9 protein-coding genes and 1 pseudogene are annotated in these 17,584 nt (G+C 55.8%); 6 read left to right on the top strand and 4 right to left on the bottom strand.

Annotated features, from left to right (window positions below; all coding sequences use genetic code 11):
• Nucleotides 1–35: 35 nt before the first annotated feature.
• From BLU52_RS11710 to BLU52_RS11695, 4 genes are read right to left on the bottom strand one after another with little or no spacing between them, the layout of a single operon-like run.
• Nucleotides 36–1,250 (bottom strand): hybrid sensor histidine kinase/response regulator, encoded by a 1,215-nt coding sequence (locus BLU52_RS11710; RefSeq protein WP_090283326.1) that lies wholly within the window; start codon nucleotides 1,248–1,250, stop codon nucleotides 36–38.
• Nucleotides 1,244–1,837, bottom strand: a complete 594-nt coding sequence (locus BLU52_RS11705; RefSeq protein WP_090283325.1) for a chemotaxis protein CheB — start codon at nucleotides 1,835–1,837, stop codon at nucleotides 1,244–1,246. Before BLU52_RS11705 ends, BLU52_RS11710 begins: the two co-directional genes overlap by 7 nt.
• The gene (locus tag BLU52_RS11700; RefSeq protein WP_090283324.1) at nucleotides 1,834–2,667 is read right to left on the bottom strand and encodes a CheR family methyltransferase; all 834 of its coding nucleotides are present in this window, start codon (nucleotides 2,665–2,667) and stop codon (nucleotides 1,834–1,836) included. Before BLU52_RS11700 ends, BLU52_RS11705 begins: the two co-directional genes overlap by 4 nt.
• A complete protein-coding gene (locus BLU52_RS11695; RefSeq protein ID WP_090283323.1) occupies nucleotides 2,667–6,158 on the bottom strand; it encodes a response regulator in 3,492 nt (1,163 codons plus the stop codon). The genes BLU52_RS11700 and BLU52_RS11695 overlap by 1 nt, the downstream gene beginning before the upstream one ends.
• 261 nt (nucleotides 6,159–6,419) lie before the next feature.
• Here BLU52_RS11695 and BLU52_RS11690 point away from each other — a divergent pair, with 261 nt between their 5' ends.
• The 6 genes and pseudogenes from BLU52_RS11690 to BLU52_RS11670 all read left to right on the top strand — a co-directional run bounded on the left by BLU52_RS11690 (nucleotide 6,420) and on the right by BLU52_RS11670 (nucleotide 17,539).
• Nucleotides 6,420–6,791, top strand: a complete 372-nt coding sequence (locus BLU52_RS11690; RefSeq protein WP_090283322.1) for a response regulator — start codon at nucleotides 6,420–6,422, stop codon at nucleotides 6,789–6,791.
• 167 nt (nucleotides 6,792–6,958) lie between these two features.
• Nucleotides 6,959–10,876 carry a hypothetical protein gene (locus tag BLU52_RS11685; protein WP_090283321.1) on the top strand — a complete coding sequence of 1,306 codons (3,918 nt, stop codon included), beginning with the start codon at nucleotides 6,959–6,961 and terminating at the stop codon, nucleotides 10,874–10,876.
• Nucleotides 10,877–11,073: 197 nt separating this feature from the next.
• Nucleotides 11,074–11,178 (top strand): annotated as a pseudogene (locus tag BLU52_RS27000) (response regulator); the annotation flags it as partial.
• Between the two features lie 155 nt (nucleotides 11,179–11,333).
• A complete protein-coding gene (locus BLU52_RS11680; protein WP_231988027.1) occupies nucleotides 11,334–15,164 on the top strand; it encodes a hypothetical protein in 3,831 nt (1,276 codons plus the stop codon).
• Between the two features lie 93 nt (nucleotides 15,165–15,257).
• The gene (locus tag BLU52_RS11675) at nucleotides 15,258–16,553 is read left to right on the top strand and encodes a glycosyltransferase (RefSeq protein ID WP_090283320.1); all 1,296 of its coding nucleotides are present in this window, start codon (nucleotides 15,258–15,260) and stop codon (nucleotides 16,551–16,553) included.
• A 131-nt stretch (nucleotides 16,554–16,684) separates the two neighbouring features.
• The gene (locus tag BLU52_RS11670; protein WP_197677964.1) at nucleotides 16,685–17,539 is read left to right on the top strand and encodes a PI-PLC domain-containing protein; all 855 of its coding nucleotides are present in this window, start codon (nucleotides 16,685–16,687) and stop codon (nucleotides 17,537–17,539) included.
• Nucleotides 17,540–17,584: the final 45 nt, after the last annotated feature.

Genomic DNA, 17,584 nt, shown 5'->3' with positions numbered 1-17,584 from the left:
TTGTTCGGTCAATAGCTGCTGATACGACCGTACGGTCAATCAGAGGTTGCGTCGGATATGCCGTTTTCCTGGATTGGCAGACAAACGCGAAACAGGGCGCCTTCGTTGATTTCACTTTCGACGACGATGGAGCCGCCATGGGCGGCGACGATCTGCTCGGAAATGAACAGACCCAGCCCGAGCCCGGCCACTACCGTCTTGGCGGAAACCCGTTCGAACTGTTGGAAAATACGCTTCTGGTTTTCTTTGCTGATGCCGATGCCGTGGTCCTGGACCTCGATCCGGGCTTCGTCGCCCTCACGGTAGACGCGCACCTGAATCGGACTGCGGCCCCCATAACGCAGGGCGTTGGTCAGCAGGTTCGACACCACTTGCTCGATGCGGAACTCGTCCCAGTGACCTTCCACGGGGCCGAACACGGTCAGCGACACTTCGGTCTCCGCGGCTTCAATCTGCTGCGCGAAGTTCTGCAACAGATTACTCACCAACTGCACCAGATCGAAACGGCTCGGGCGGATCGACAGCTTGCCGGTGCGAATGCGCGACACGTCGAGCATGTCTTCGATCAGACGAATCAGGCTTTTGATCTGCCGCTCATCGCGGTCGACCATGGCGTGCATCTTGTCGAGGGTGAACGCCGAAGCGTTGTCGCGGGCCAGGTGCATCTTGCGCAACTGGGTTTCGAGAATCAGGCCGTTGAGCGGCGTGCGCACTTCGTGGGCGACGATCGACATGAAGTCATCGCGCATGCGCACGGCCTGCTCGAGGTCCGCCTGGGTGCTTTGCAGTTGTTGCAGCAGCGCTTCCTGTTCGCGACGCGCCTGCTCCAGCGCTTCGAGCTGTTGCTTGAGGGCTTTGCTCTGGCGATACAGATCGACGAACACGTTGACCTTGCTTTTCACCGCATGGATATCCAGCGGTTTGTGCAGAAAGTCGACCGCCCCGCTCTCGTAGCCTTTGAACGCGTAGTTCAATTCGCGGCCGGCGGCGCTGACGAAAATGATCGGGATGTTCTTGGTTTTCTCGGTGCCGCGCATCAATTCGGCGAGTTCGAAGCCATTCATGCCCGGCATCTGCACATCGAGAATGGCCATGGCGAACTCGTGCTGCAGCAGCAACGACAACGCCTCATCCGCTGACAGGGCTTTGTAGACCGTGCGGTCTTCGCGCTTGATCAGCGCTTCGAGTGCCAGCAGATTCTCCGGCAGATCGTCGACGATCAGCAGTTTGGCTTGGATGTTACTTAGCATGCGATTCGTTCCAGCTCGACAAGCAGACCGCTGATGTCGTGAATGGGTAGGACATGATCCGGCTGCCGAATGTTCATTGCAGCCTGGGGCATGGTGGCGACCTGCGCTTCGTTGGGGTCCTGGACAATGGTCAAACCGCCGCAGCGCTTGATTTGCGCCAGTCCGCGCGCGCCATCGTGATTGGCGCCAGTCAGTAAAACCGCGGCCAGCGTTGGCCCGTAAACGTCGGCGGCGGACTCGAAAAGAAAATCGATCGAGGGCCGCGAATGGTGCAAACGGTCTTCCTGACTCAAGGAAAAGCTGCGGTCCATTTCAATCGACAGGTGATAACCGGGCGTGGCGAAATACACCGTGCCGGCTTCGATATCCTGCTTGTCGGCAGCCTCGACCACCGGCATTTGCAGGCGCCGGGCGAAGACCTCGGCCAATTGGCTGCGGCGCTCTTCAGGCAGGTGCAAAACCACAATGATTGGCAATCTGAAGCCACGGCGCAGCGGCCCGAGCAGGCTCAGCAACGCTTCGACGCCACCGGCGGACGCTCCGACTACAACGGCCTCGACGCGAGGCAAAACCGCCGCTTCGTTCATGTTTTGCGGTAAATCCGTTCTTGCTTCACCAGCCCTTCGAACCGGTTGGCATAGTTGGAAAAGTCCAGCGTCTCTTTGCTGCCCAGCACCAGAAAGCCGCGGTGACACAGCGATTCATGAAACAGCCCGAAGGCCCGATCCTGGAGCTTCTTGTTGAAATAGATCAGCACGTTGCGGCAGGAAATCAAGTGGGTTTCGGAGAACACGCTGTCGGTGGCCAGGCTGTGATCGGCAAACGTCACGTTTTCGCACAAGGTCTTGTCAAAAATCGCGTAGCCATAGGCCGCCGTGTAGTAGTCGGCGAACGAACGCTGACCACCGGCCTGCTGGTAATTGGCCGTATAGGCGCGGACATTCTCCATCGAGAAAATCCCCTGCTTGGCCTTGTCCAGCGAGCGTGGATTGATGTCAGTCGCGTAGATGATCGTGCGATCGAGCAGGCCTTCTTCGCGCAGTAGAATCGCCATCGAGTAGACCTCCTCGCCCGTGCTGCACCCGGCGATCCAGATTTTCAACGAAGGATAGGTGCGCAACAGCGGCACCACTTCGTTGCGGATGGCAAGAAAGTGCGACGGGTCGCGAAACATCTCGCTGACCGGAATCGTCAGCAACTGCAAAAGCTGCATGAACGCCGTCGGGTCATGCAGCACTTTTTCCTGCAGCGCCGAGATCGTCGCGCACTCGAACTGGCTCAACGCGTGGTGCACCCGACGCTTGATCGAAGCGCCGGAGTAATCGCGAAAATCGTAGCTGTACTTGAGATAAATCGCCTCGATCAACAGGCGCAGCTCAATTTCGCTGTTTCGTTCGGCGGGTGTACTGCGTTCCACTAAATGCGTTCCATCTTCGGTAACCACACACGAATCAGCGAGAACAGACGATCCAGGTCGATGGGCTTGGCCAGATAATCATTGGCGCCCGCCTGCAGGCAGCGCTCCTGATCGTCCTTCATGGCCTTGGCCGTGACCGCAATGATCGGCAGCTTGCGCCAGCGCGGATCCTTGCGGATTTCAATGGTGGCTTCAAAACCGTCCATTTCCGGCATCATCACGTCCATCAACACCAGATCGATGTCCTCGACTTCGTTGAGTTTCTCAATCGCCTCACGACCGTTACGGCCGATCACCACGACTGCGCCTTTGGTCTCCAGGGCGCTGGTCAGGGCGAAAATGTTGCGCACATCATCGTCCACCAACAGCACCTTGCGGCCCTCGAAGACTTTGTCGCGGCTGCGTGCGGTCTTGAGCATCTTCTGCCGTTCATGGGACAACTGCGATTCGACTTTGTGCAGAAAGAGTGTGACCTCATCGAGCAAGCGCTCCGGCGAGCGCGCGCCCTTGATGATGATCGAGCGTGAATACTTGCGCAGCTCGGATTCTTCGTCGCGGGTCAGGTTGCGCCCGGTGTAGACAATCACCGGCGGGAACGAGCAGATGTCCTCGGTGGACATGCGCTTGAGCAGGTCATTGCCGAGCATGTCCGGCAACTTCAGATCGATGACCATGCAGTCGTAGATCGTCGTGCGCAGCAGCTCCAGCGCATCCTGGGCCAGGCCCACCGCGGTGATTTCAATGTCTTCATCGCCGATCAGCCGCGCGATGCTTTCGCGTTGCAGATCGTCATCCTCGACCAGCAGCACGCGTTTGACCTTTTGCGTCAGCTTGGCTTCGAGACGGGCGAATACGTCTTTCAGCTCTTCGCGGGTGGTCGGTTTCACTGCGTAGCCAATAGCGCCCATGTGCATAGCCGCTTCAACGCGGTCTTCGACGGAAATCACATGCACCGGAATGTGCCGTGTGCCGGCGTGTTCCTTGAGACGCTGCAGCACGGTCAGGCCGGAGTGGTCTGGCAGGCGCATGTCGAGCAGGATCGCATCCGGGACGAACTCTCTCGCCAGGTCGTAGCCTTCGTCGGCACCGTGGGCGACCAGGCACTGATAGCCCAGCTCGTGCGCAAGGTCATAGAGGATGTGGGCGAAGTTCGGTTCGTCTTCCACCACCAGAATGCAGCGGGTATTGAACGGAGCCTTGTCACGATCGTCGGCGAAACGCGGAATGTGTACCGGCGCCAGCGGTGACACATTCAGCGCTGGCGTTGCAGGCGCGACTGGCGCAGGCGGCGTGAAGGTCAACGGCGCCGATGCCACTTCCGCGGACTCGCTGTACTGAATTGGCAGCAGCAGGGTAAACACACTGCCCTGCCCCGGCGTGCTGCTGACGCTGATCGAGCCGCCAAGCAAAGTTGCCAGATCGCGGGAGATCGACAAGCCCAGACCGGTGCCGCCGTATTTGCGGTTGGTGGTGCCATCGGCCTGGCGGAACGCTTCGAAAATGCTTTCCTGCTGGTCGGGCGCAATACCGATGCCCGAATCGCGAACGATGAATGCAATACGCTCGTCAGGCTGGCCGGCGATGGTCAGGCTCACCGAACCCTTCTCGGTGAACTTCAACGCATTCGACAGCAGGTTCTTGATCACCTGCTCCAGACGCTGGCGGTCGGTGTACAACATGCTCGGCGCGCCCGGTTGCAGGTCGACAGTGAAGGCCAGCTGCTTGTCTGTCGCCAGTGGCTCGAACATGTTGCGCAGGCCTTCGGCCAGACGCGCGACGCTGGTGTTCTCGGGCAGCACTTCGAGCTTGCCCGCCTCGACTTTGGAGATGTCGAGAATATCGTTGATCAGGTTGAGCAAGTCGTTGCCGGCGGAATAGATCGACTCGGCAAACTTGACCTGTTCGGCGCTGAGGTTTTCCTGCGGGTTCTCTGCCAGCAACTTGGCCAGAATCAGCGAGCTGTTCAATGGCGTGCGCAGTTCGTGGGACATGTTGGCGAGGAATTCAGACTTGTATTTGCTCGAACGCTGCAACTCTTCAGCGCGTTCTTCCAGTTGCACCTGGGCCTGATTGAGCGCGGTGTTCTTCTGGTCCATGGCATCGCGTTGCTCGGCCAGGGTTTGCGCCTGTTCGGCAAGCTGCTCGTTGGTCTGCTCCAGTTCGACCTGCTGGGTTTCCAGGTGCGCCTGGGATTCCTTGAGAATCCGCGACTGTTCTTCCAGCTCTTCGTTGGCGGTTTTCAGTTCTTCCTGCTGCACCTGCAACTCTTCGTTGAGCTGCTGGGTTTCAGCCAGCACTTCCTGCAGGCGCTGGCGGTAACGCGCCGCTTCGATGGAAGTACCGATGTTGCCGGCAATCAGTTCCAGCAATTCGATGTCGCGCTGGTTCAGCGGGCGCAGGAAGCCCAGTTCGATCACGCCATTGACGCGTTCGTCGTCGCTGGTCGGCACCACCAGCACGCTGTGCGGCAAGCCTTCACCAAGACCGGAGCTGACCTTGAAGTAGTCGCTCGGCACCGAATCAAGACGAATCAGCCGCGCCTGCTGCGCCACTTGGCCAACGATGCCTTCGCCACTGAATATCGCTTGTTCCTGCTCTTCCTGTTCACGGGAGAATCCGTAAGTGGCTACGCGTTTCAGTCCGCCGTGCTCTTCGCGCACATACAAGGCGGCCACGGCAGTGCCCAGGTATTGCGCGCAGAACTGCAGAATATTGCGCCCCAACAGATTCAGGGTCAGTTGCCCCAACACTTGCTCGGCCAGTTGTGTCTGGCCGTTGCGCAACCACGCCTGTTTCTCCAGACGCTCGGCGCTGGCCTCTTGCGCCGCCAAAGTCGCGCTATAACTTTGCGACAAATTGACCAGGTCGCGGCGGCCGACGTACGCCAGCAAACCGCTGATGACGCCGATGAACAGCAGATAAAGGCTGATGCTCCAGATCGTGGTACGGCGCACTTCTTCATTACGCGTGGCGCGCAATACCTGCTCGGTCTCGATGACGTCTTCGAACTGCTTGCGGATTTCGTCGGTCAGGCGCTTGCCGCGCCCGGCCTTGACCGCGCCGCGATAATCGCCGCTGCTGCGCTGCAGATCGATCATCGATTGCGCGTAATTGGCCCACTCGACCTGCAACGCCTGCAGACGACGAATGCGATCCGTCTGCACCGGGTTGTCGGCGGTCAGCTCAAGCAACGTACTGAGCGCCACGGCGATCCGCGGTTTGGCGGTCTCGTACGGGTCGAGAAAATGCTCGTCACCGCTGAGCAGGTAGCCGCGCATGCCGGTTTCCAGATCCACGGTGAGTTTCACCGCTTCGTTGGCGTTATTGATCACCCGGTCGGTGTGCTCCACCCACTGGATGACCGACAGCAAATAGGTGATCAGCGCCACGAAGAACACGGCGCTCAGTGCGCCTACGCCCAAGGGCAGGCTGATGTTGCGAGTCAGGAGTTTACGGAACCGTTGTTCATCAACCGAAGACGGAGAGGACATGAGGCAGCCTTGTCGAACTGTTGAAAACCGTGGAGTTTGCCCGAAAACCCCGGTCTGGATCCATTTTTCTCACGCTTTTGATGGCAATTTCCTACATCCCCCTGCACGCGGACGGCGCCAACCGCTATCCTGTCGCCGCCCCGTTGCCCCGCGCTTTTTTTGTATCAAGCCGGGAACTTGTGGCTATGCGCCACTTACTCATGCAAGAGTCCGGTAAATTCGACTGACCGGTATCCCCCCGTTTTTTTTGAGAGCCCTGCCATGTTTACCAACGCACCCACCATCCTTGTCGTAGAAGACGACAACATCGTACGCATGCTTATTGTGGATGTCCTGGAGGAGCTGGAGTACAAGGTGCTTGAGGCTGACGGCAGCGAACAGGCCCTGGAATTTCTTGGGGACGGGACCAAGCAAATCGATCTGATGATGACGGATGTCGGGCTGCCCGGCATGGATGGTCGCGAACTGGCGAAGAAAGCGCGCAAACTGCGCCAAGCCCTTAAGGTCCTGTTCGCCAGTGGTTACGCGGAATCTATTGATGTCCCGGAAGACATGCACATGATCGGCAAACCGTTTTCCATCGATCAACTTCGTGACAAAGTTAAAAATATCCTTGAAAAAGCTAGCAAGTAGCGTGAGTTCGATTTACTGGACGCAAATCGTCACATCGTCAAACAAGCAGTAATCAACTAACACTGCCGTCATGCACTTCCCTGTGTTTATTCTGAATGGGTTCTATGGTCTGCGCTTTCATTATCGCGTTGATCTATAACCTCAAATAAACATCAAGGATAGATACTATGCAGTCCCTGCCAGCCGACGCCAGTGTAATCGTCGACCGTTCCACTCACGACAAACAAGAAAAAGCCCTGATTGCCAAGGCGCTCGTTCAAGCCATCGCACAAACGGACGCTACAACCGCGTTCGGCGATTATTCGGCAAGTGCCTCTCAACCCCTCGATACGTTTTTCGATATGCGCGACCGGTTTGTACCGCGGGTCGTCGGTAGCACGTTTGACGATGCTTATGACCCTGCCCGCAATGCGTTGCGCAAGATCAGCGAAAGTGAGGTCTTTGCCGCCTTGTTACGCAAACATTCATACCCTGCCGATGTGCAACTTGGCGTGGATACCAAAGCCAATTTGTTTGTAGTCGCCGGGTCTTATCGATCCAACATTCCGATCAATACCGATTCTGGTGGCACGCTGCTGGAAGACGTGGCCATGCTCGCCGAGCTTGCCGTCGAAACCGGGGGCTACGTCTATTCGGGCGAGCTTATCGGCATAGAGCAATGGTTGACCTTTGAAGGTTTGACCGTCGCGCACACCATTGCCGAGACCAGACACCTGATCGCCTGGCTCGAATTCGAACTGCCCGCCCCTCCCGCACTCGGCGATTACCATGAACTGTTGAGCGCGGATGAGAAATCGCCGTTTCATCTATCGGCAACAGACCGATTACTTGTCAAAGAACTGGGACATGACCTTACGCTCGGAACAACCAGCCTCTTAAGCAAACTCGCGTTCGACAACTTCAAACTGATAGCGCCGGCGGATAAACGGGCTAACGCCGACAAGTTCATTGAAAACTTTCTAAGCAAGCCGATCGCCAAATCGCACGGTACAACATTGCATCAGCGACTCCAGTGGAGCTTGTCTGCCGATGACGGGTCGGTACGCAGCCGCCAGCTCAGCGAAATGCTCGCCGCCGCGTTGATCATCGATATTGTCGAGCCGTCCGGTTCGTCAGTGATTGCCGGCTTCGACTTGTATCAGCCGACCAGCGCAACGCAGCATGCAACGCACGTGCGTGAAGCGTTCGAGCAACATCTGGTAAGCAGTGGCCTGATTGAAGCGGACTATGCGCCGCTCGCCGCACACCTATTGCTGGCGACAAGTGCCCCCGAGTTTCTATTGCTGGATATTCCTGTCGAACTGACATTGGAAAAGCCCGGCTGGGTATCCATTGCGCAAGCTGTCGCGTTGGTCGAACTGGCATCGCCAGGTTCTTCGCGCGTGATGACGTTTGCGCAAGTGAAAGCGTTCTCGGAACTGGCGCCCGTCTCGGCGCAGCAAACCGAGTTACATGATATAGCCGGGGTGATCCCCATGCTCAATTGGGCAGTGCTCAATGGCGTGATCGACTATCGAAGCAAAAAAGACTACGACCAGGCCTCCCTGATCAAAGCCGCGACCTGCTTCAATCGCTACATGGAAGCGCTTGGTCAGTCCGAAACGGCGTTGTCCTCCGTTCCGCCAGACCGTGCGCGCATTGCCCTGCAGGCGCTGAGAAAGGTGATGCCGGACGGCGCTTATCTACAACAGAAGGCCTTCCAGCTCACTTATCTGAGCAGCATCGGCGAACGCAGTTGGCTGGACGGTCTCCAAACTGCTCACCAAACAGCCTTTCTCGGCGAACTCTGGAACATTCTCGCCGTAGATAATGACTACAGTGACTACGCGGCAGACGGCTTGTTGCGGCTGCGCCTGTCGATTCTTGATCTGTACCTGTCCGGTGACCTTATTGAACAAGGGCAGTTGTCGACCCAATTCAAAAGCCAGAGCGATTTCAAACCGCCCAAGGGCGCGTTTGCGCGGATCAATGAACTTGAATCGCCGGGTGAGTTGTTCGATCAGGCATTCGAACGCTACTACCAAGGTGTTCGCAAAGGCCTGTCGTCGCTGATCAAACTGGCCATCTGCAACCTGTCTGAAGAACATCGGCGAGCGCTGACCCATAGCAACATGACGCTGTATACCGTGAGGACATCGGTCAATCCGCTGAACCCGCAAGAAGAAACCCAGGTTGCCCGCGACGAGGCGAAAGGACGTTACGGCATTATTCTGTGCTGCAAAAGCGACAACGAAATCCGCGCCTATGAACTGTTCACCTTGCGCGGTGTGTGTCGTGAACGTCCCGAACTTGCCGCCATGTTGCAAGACAGCGGAATCATTCACGACCGCCCGACGCTTTCGTATACGGGGGGCGCCCACGATTTCCAGCCCAAGAACCCGGCGCGAGACTGGCCTTTGGACTTTGCCGCTTATCGCGACGGCAGTGAACCGCGCACTGACATCAGATCAAATGTCGTCGTAGAAAAACTCTGGCAGTTGAACCTCGACGCCACCGACGTCAAGCCGGTGACGCTGTTCTTCTCTCGCCAGGTCGATGAGATCGCTGAGTGCATCCTGACTGAACACCCTGTCGCGCGCCGGGACGAACTCTATGACTCCCTCAACACGCAGACCGACCTGCAGAAGTTGCGTAAAACCAGAGAAACCGTTGAAACCCTGTTGATCAACGTTATCGTGCCTTTCAAGCAATGTGTCGAAGACATTGGGTCGGGGCGTACTGACCGGGTTTCCGAAGGCATTGGCGGCTGTATTCTCGACGGCTTGTCGATCATCGGTCTGCTGGTGGGTCTGGGGGCTTCGGCGGCGAGCATCATCGCCAAAACCGGCTCGACAACCCTGAAATTATTGAAGATCTCCAAGGCCGTGGCGCGAGCCGCGGTGTCGCTGATCAACCCGATTGACGGACTGCCCACGCTGGCTCGCAAGGGGGTCAGGCTGGCCGGACGCGGCATTGTGTTTCTCGGTCAGCACGGCTTCGACTCCGCCAGAGCCGCCAGTGCGCAGTTACGTAAGTTGGTTGGAGGGGCGGACGCCTACAACCTGATCAAGTTCGAGCGGCTCGATGATCTGCGGCAAGCCTCATGGCACCGGGCGGACAGCGTTGGCCAGGCCATCGATATCGCGGTGCTTGAGCGCAACAAGGAGTGGCATGCTCTCAACCTCAAAGTAGGCGGAGCATGGGGGCCTCGATTGAAAATACTCGATTTGGGAAACTTCGCCCCCCTCAAGCGCCTCTTCGGTCGCAGCAAACCGCACAGTTACACCCGCGGCTACCTGAAAAAAGCGATTCCACACGCTAAAACCAAACTGGACAACTCGCTCACGGCGCTGACGGAAGCGAACTATAACGACGACATACGCGCCGTTTTGAAGCATGTCTTTGGCACCGATTCCTCTGAAGCGATTGACGTTCTCAGCCGAAACTTGCGCTCGATGCGCGGTGATCTGGATTCGGTGGCAATGTCCAACATGGTTTTTCGCGCACCTGAACCCGGAGTACTGGCAGCGATGCTGCCCATGACCTACAAGCGCTGGAAGGACGGTTACTATAACGGTGTGAAGATAAACAGGGCCGCCACGAGGTTTCTGGCCATCTATCCAGATAATCTGGATGAGTATTACAAGATAAGCAGATATGACGATGCCAGCATCGGTGATGTTATCGTTCATGAGATGTCACACGGCGCGGCAGCCACAATCGATATGTATTACGGAAAAACCTACCCGGATCTGTATCACGCCGAGTTCGACGCCGTCGGGCTGTTGGAGTTTGCCCGCAACGCTCACAAAGCCGACCCAGAGAACTTGTACAATCCCCATCGTGCCTTGGCATGGGCCCCAGGCTATAAGGAATTTCATCAAATCAAGGGCAAGCTGCCCAAGCTGCTGCAAGATCATCCGGCCTTGATCAACGCAGAGTCTTATCTACTTGCAGTGGCGCTGCTTGACCAACACAAGACCCGCCCTGCGACACTTGGTTTCAATGTCAGAACCATTGAGAACGCATTGAAAAAAGCCACCGATGGCAAATTCATTGAAGGCCCGGTTTTGCTCAGTCTTTCCAAAGCGTCACCGTATCCTTGATTTGGATGGTTTGAGCCGGGGCGCATGCCACCCCATCCACTGTGGTTTGATTGCGCCCTTTTTGCTGCTTTCGTTTCAGGATTTCTGCATGACACGCTCGCGTAACACCAACGTTCTGGTTATCGGTTACGTCTGGCCCGAGCCATGTTCGTCAGCAGCCAGCGGGCATGTCATGCAGATCCTGAGTTCATCAGCGAACTGGTTACTCGCAGTGCATCGATATCCCTAGTGAGATGCATATGATCGGCAAACCGTTTTACATTGACCAATTGCGCGACAAAGTAAATAAGATAATTAGCTAACCCCGTGACTCGATAAAGCCATCACCCTTCATTAGCTCGACATAAAACCATCAACTTTCGAGCAACTGAAAAACGCACTCACACAAAGTCTGTTGATAACCATCCATTTAGAAAAGAGGATAAGTCGAACTTAACAACCAAAAGCACGCTAATTCATGAATATCAAACATACAAAAACTTCGAGCCAACGTAACTTATCCCAAGCTACAAACACCGCAGACTTTGCGCACGATCACTCTCCGAGTGATAATCGTGAGCGGGAAGAAGTCATTTATAAACTCAGGCAACGTGCTTCGGATCTCGCCCCTTCGCAAACTATTACCTTGGCCGGCGCAACCATTTCCCTGGAATCGGGATCATCCCTGGAAAATGCACTGCTCGCGGGTCGGCAGCTATTGCAACGGATGTGCGAACAAGCCTCCTTCATAAAACTCCTGGCCGCATTACAACTTTCCGACCGCTTCATTTTTGAGGTAACGGCTGAAGGTAAAATGAATGCAGTCAGCGGGAACAACACCACGGGGCTGGAAAACGCTTTCGTACTCGCGCCGGATTTGAAAGAAGACCTGCAAACGCTGATTGACATGGCAGAGCTGACCGGTGGCAAGATATCCAACGCCGAGCAGATTGATTTAACGCAATGGCTGGCATTCCATGGTTTTCTGATCCCGCGCAACGCTCACGAAGTTTCCCGCTTGGTGGCATTCATGAATGCCGCACCCACGCCAGGTCCAGTGTTTGGTAACTATCGGGAAATGATCAAGTCCAGCGATGGCAACACGGCCACGCTGTCGGCGGCGCAACGCGGCGAGCTTCGTAAACTCATTGTCAGTTATACAAAAGGCGAGTCATTACTGGAGCATCTGTCAGAACGTGTTCTGGGTGGCCGGTCAACGCCGTTTACACGCTCTGAAGCCGAAGAGATCATTGATCAACTGGTCTCAAGCCCAATCGCCGTTCATTGGGCGAACGCTTACGTACGTGATCTTGGCTGGTATGGCGCGCAGCCGGACCAGCCACAGTCGGCAACGTCGCGCAAACAAATAATCCTGACCTCCCTGTTGCTCGATCTCCATCCGCTAGTCGGTGAGCAAGAGCCGCGCAATCATGTGGCCGGCTTCGATCTGTATGCTGCCGAACATTTGGAACAGTCGTTCGCAGAAGTTCAGACGAAATTCGAAAATCACCTGATCGCGCATCACCGAGTGAGCCAACGTAACGTCGCACTCGCCGCGCACTTATTACTGGCCGAGCCCGCGCCGGAGTTTCTCGTCAACCATATGCCGGCCACGCTGCTACTGGGTACACCACAATGCGTCGAATACTGCCGAATCGTAGCGGTGCATGAAATCATAGCGCCAGGCTCGACCCGCTCGATGTCTTACGCAAAACTTCAACAACTTTCAACACTGGAACCAGCGACCGAATCGCGCAAAAAACTCGATGCTTTGGCAGCGGTGGATCCTGTTATCGATTGGGCATTGCTCAATAAAATCGTCTCGCCTGAAGACCTCGAAAAGTCCGTCCCTGAGGCGCTTAAAGTTGCCACGGATGCGTATGTGCGACATGCCAGAACGCTTGCCGCAAATGCCGAAACATTACAACGTCCTCTGCCCACACGCAGGAGTGTCGCACTGGACATTCTTGAACAGGTGGCCAAGGGTTGTACTTACCTTGAACGTGACGTTCTGGGACAGGTGCGCAATGTCCCCCTGGAGGATGCATACACCTCGCTGCGCCTCTCACCGGTTGAACTGCACATGTCCAACGATCTTGCGACCGGCGACTGGGATCTGAAAAAAGGCGAAAGTATCTACAAAGCGTTTCCCGACCTGCTGCGCAACCTGGTTTCCCCCGACGGTGAATTCCACCGCCAGTTCAATCGGGCCTATGTCACGCACATGCAAGCCATGCATACGCATCTGAAACAGGCCTTCTCGTTCCTGCCACTGCCTGAGCGGACTCGTTTGCTTAAAGGCAAAGTGACGATGTTCACAGTGAGACCCTCGGTCGCGAAACTTCAGACCATTACCAGTTTACCCGTCAATCCGATTGCATCGGTCATCGATTCGATCGTGAAGACGACTGAGCGTAAGCCCACTGAAAGCCATAAAGAAATAGACGAAGCCAAAGGCCGCTACGGCGTGGTGATCTATTGCGAGTACGAGGGTCAGGGTTCGTGTTATGAGCTACTCACGTTGCACGGCATCTGCCGTGAAAACACTCAGCTGGCAGCGCTCATCCAGCAGGAAAATCTGTTGGATCAAAAGGTGCCCTCCCCTGGGGTGAAATACTCCACGCCTGCCACAGTGCTTCAATTACCCACAGATATTGAGTGTTACACCCATGGCGTAACTCCCGGTCTTGTCGCCGTCAGTTCGGGTGTCATTGACAGAGTCGGTGAGTTGCCGGCTGAGCCACCGACGCAGATCAACGGTTACTATCAGAGCTTCTACTCCAGGGAGTTCGACCGTTTGGTGAACTTCGTGCTCAAGCACCGACCGATAGCGACTTATGATGAACTGGTCAAAGAGTGTTGGGGACAGACCCGGCTCGAGGCATTGCGGATCAAACGGGACAAGGATCTGGATACCTTCCTCAACGTGGTCGTTCCGTTCAAGTCGTGTATCGAAGATTTGAGTTCCGACGATATAGAACGCCAGGTTCAAGGCGCTGGAGCTTGCGCGCTGGAAGCAGCAATGACCGTACTGTTAGTCGTCGCTGCCATTGCAAAGATTGCCACCGTAGTCGCCAAGAGCGTGAGTGTTGCCACAAAAGCCGGCAAAATCGCTTCGACAGGTCTTGGACTGGTGAACAGCCTGATCAACCCACTGGACGGGGCCACCGATGTAGTGATCAAGGGGGCGAAATTTTTACGCAAAGGCTGGCACAGCGGTTTGGCCGCACTTGAAGGCGCTATTTACGATGCCCGGAAATGGACTGCAAAACCGGCCTACCACACACTTTCCACAGCGCTCGATACAGACACTCTCCGACTGGGCACGCGACAATATGCGCAAAGCTCCACCGACCTCTCCCAGGTATGGGGCATCCGCCACACAGACGAATGGTACGCCATGAACCGTCTTGGGGAGCCTTGGGGGCCGCCATTAAGAGAGCTGAAAATTGTCAATTTCATCCGCAACCCGTTCAAGCGAACCAAGCCGTTCAGTTACACCCGCGGCTATCTCAAAAGAGCGATTCCTCACGCTAAAAGTAAAATCGACAATGCTATTGCGTTGATCTCCGACGCCCGGAACGAGGACGTCAGAACCGTCCTTCTGCATTTATTTGGTACCGACTCGAATGCGGCAGCCGAGCACATAACAAACAATCTGCGGCACATGCGCAGAGATCTCGACTTTGTCCGCCTCGAGAACATGATCTTTCGGCCGCCGGGTAGCAAGGCTTACGCTGCGTTACAGCCTCAAGCCTATAAACGCTGGCGAGCCGCCGTGTACTCGAATACCAAACTGGACGTCAACACCAGGACATTTCTGTCCATTTACCCTGACAATCTGGATGAAATGTATGAAGTGGCCAAATTCAACGACGCCAAGATCGGCGACGTTCTGGTTCATGAAATGTCTCATGGCGCTCCAGGCACGCTTGACTTCTATTACGGAGATGCAATTAAAGGTGCAACCCCGGCGGAGTACGACGCCGTCGGTTTGTTGGAATTCGCCAGAAACCCGCGCAAAGCGCATCCCGATAATAGGGCCAACCCTCATTTCGGCTATGGAAAAGTGGAGGACTTTCGGGAGTTTGCGTCTATTACGACCTGGCCAGCAATCGTCAAAGAACATCCGGCATTGTTAAATGCCGAGTCCTATGCAGTGGCAGTGTCTTTGATAGATCAATACCGAACCAGCCCCAGTACTTTTCAGTTCAACCGTTCGGTTATCACCAATACGATCAATAACACCGCTCCCGGAGAATTCCTTCCGGGGCCGCTCCTGCTCAATCTGGCCAACCCGGCCTTTTAAAACCCGAACACAGGTGCACCGCTGAAGAGGGGCGCAGGCAACCATCACTGTGGTTTAATTGCGCCCTTTTTTTCAACCTGGCTGATGCTCCTCATGACCCTGCCCTCCACCACCAAAGTGCTTGTCATCGGCTACGTCTGGCCAGAGCCGCTATCTTCGGCGGCCAGCGGGCATGTCATGCAGATCCTCGAAACCTTCCTGCAGCAAGGCTGGGACATTACCTTCAGCAGCCCGGCCGGCCCCGGCGAGCACAAGGCCGACCTGGCTGCGCTCGGCATTCGTGAAGTGCCAATCGAACTTAACAACAGCAGCTTCGATGCTTTCATCAGCGAACTGGCGCCGGATATTGTCCTGTTCGACCAGTTCATGATGGAGGAGCAGTTCGGTTGGCGTGTCGAAAAACACTGCCCGCAGGCGCTGCGCGTGCTGGAAACCTCGGACCTGCAAAGCCTGCGGCATGCACGCCACCAACGGCTCAAGGATCGCTTCAAGCTCAATCCTGAGCAGAATGATTTCGGCGACGTGTTTGCGCCGGCCCTGAGTGACGAATTCACGTTGATGGCGCAGAGTGATCTGGCCAAACGCGAAATTGCTGCGTTGTATCGTTGCGATTTGAACCTGATGATTTCCGAGGTGGAAATCAAGTTACTCACCGAACAGTTCGGCTTGCCAGCGCAATTGCTGCACTGGTGTCCGTTGATGATTGATCCGCCAGCAGCCGAGCCAGCCGCGATAACCGGCCGGGCGAACTTTCTCAGCATTGGCAATTTCCGTCATGCGCCTAACTGGGATGCGGTGCTCTGGCTGAAAAATACGATCTGGCCGCTGATTCGCCAGCAATTGCCCCAGGCCCAACTGCACGTCTATGGCGCTTACACTCCACCGAAGGCCACGGCGCTGCACAACGCCAGGGAAGGCTTTCACATCATGAACTGGGCTGAAGATGCATTGCAGGTGATGTCCGCCGCACGGATTTGCCTGGCACCGTTGCGTTTTGGCGCTGGCATCAAGGGTAAACTGGTCGACGCCATGCTTTGCGGCACGCCAAGCGTTACCACGCCGGTGGGCGCCGAGGGCATGCACGGCGAGCATGCCTGGCCGGGGGCCATCACTCAAAGCGCAGTCGATTTCGCTAACCGTGCTGTAGCGCTTTATAACGAAGAGGCGCAGTGGCAGCAGGCCCGTGCGGCGGGTTATGCCCTGCTGACCGAGCGTTACTCACAGGCGGTGCATGGGCCGGCACTGATTGAAAAGCTGCAATATTGCCAGGAAAACCTCGAACGACTAAGAATTACAAACTTCACCGGCAGCATGTTGCGTCATCATTCGCACAAGAGCACGCAATACATGTCGCAGTGGATTGAAGCGAAAAATCGTTCTTCCCAATAACCCCACTGACATATAAACAAAAACATCTACATGACTTGCATTGAATGTCATGTTGGCCATTCGTTGACCAGCCTTTATAAACTTCCTGCGCGCGCACTTTAAATCATAAAAAACTACGCAGGATATATGACATGGACAACTTCCAATCTTTTCAATGGATGGCCGATGCACCGCAAATAGACAACCTGTCGCTTTTTGAACTGACGCTGCCGGGCACGCATAATGCGGGCTGCGACCTGGAAGCCAGGTATGCGGTGCCGTTTGGCGAAAACTGGCTGGCTTGCCAGGACGTTTCGTTCTATTCCCAGTTGAATCGCGGCGCTCGCGCGCTTGATGTTCGCCTCGTGTTTGCTGCGGACGCGCAAGGTCTCGCACAATTTCGCTTTCACCATAATGGCAACCGCTCCTCTCGAACACTGGAAGATCTGGTGCGGGATATAAAAGGGTTTTATGAGCGAAGCCATGATGAATTTATCATTCTCGACTTTCATGAACTCCGAGACGGTGCAACGGAATTTGACCATTCGCAATTCGAAGCGCTAATGCTCGAACACCTCGGCGAACGAATGATTCCCGCGCAAAATCTGCATTTGAACTTGGGGCAACTCAAGGCAATCAGTCCGCTGCAACGAATCGTGGTGGCGGCGCCGATGACCTGGGCAACCGATGGCCATCGTTTCCAGAGCAGGATCGATCACAAATGGATCGGAAAATCACTCGTCAGCGCAACCAGTCTGCAAGCTTACATAGCAAACGTCTTAAGTACGCCGATCAGCACTCTGCGCCCATGGTCCTTGTCGGCGACCAGTTACACCGTGGGCGGTCCGCAGCGCATTCTCGAGTCGCTGGATGAATGGTTTGACCCGAACAAATCGGACTGGGCGAAGAGATGCAACATCATTAACTTCGACTTCATCAAGAATTCGAATCTGGTGCGCTTTTGCCTGACGGCCAATCTGCAGAAAGCCAGTGAGAAGTCAGCATAAACACCAGCACCGTACGGCCAACGGGAACTGGCGCAACGCTTGATA

The sequence above is a fragment of the Pseudomonas granadensis genome, assembly GCF_900105485.1.
In the GTDB taxonomy this organism is placed as follows: Bacteria; Pseudomonadota; Gammaproteobacteria; order Pseudomonadales; family Pseudomonadaceae; genus Aquipseudomonas; species Aquipseudomonas granadensis.
This window is presented reverse-complemented; position numbering and strand designations above follow the sequence as displayed.